General features: G+C 77.3%; 1 pseudogene. It reads left to right on the top strand.

The window, feature by feature from the left end:
• Positions 1-516 (top strand): annotated as a pseudogene (locus RIV12_RS13110) (hypothetical protein); the annotation flags it as partial.

Here is a 516-nt window from a genome sequence, read left to right on the forward strand (position 1 = left end):
CCCGCGGCTACCAGGCGCGCCCCAGCGCCGCCCCCACCGCGCCTACGGACGCGGCGGTCCAGCCCGACTCCGAGGAGGACGCCGGCATCCTGGCCGAGTCCAGTGCCTGGGAGGCCGCCACCAATGCCCTGGACGTCGAGGAGATCAAGGCCCAGGGGGGCACTGACTGGGGTGTGGGGCGCGGCCCCGCCAAGGGACGCGGCCCCCGCCGCCCCTCCTCGGGCACCGACTGGGGTGTGGGGCGCGGAAGCGCCAAGAGCTCCAGTGCCAGGACCCGTTCCCCGTGGCCCGCAGCCGTGCGTCGTCAGCGCCTGGTCGGCGTGGCCTTCGCCCTGCTGGGGCTGGTCCTGGCCACTGCCTCGGCCATGAACCTGGCCCGCAACGCCGAGGCCGGTCACCCGTGGATCCCGCCGTGGCTCGTCGCGGTCCTCGGCGGGGCCGGGCTGGTGGCCGCCGCCGGCTACCTGGCCTGGGCCGGAGGCACCCCCGTGCGCCGGGAGGCCGAGCGCTGGAAGC

Source organism: Actinomyces stomatis (assembly GCF_031292835.1).
Lineage (GTDB): Bacteria > Actinomycetota > Actinomycetes > Actinomycetales > Actinomycetaceae > Actinomyces > Actinomyces stomatis.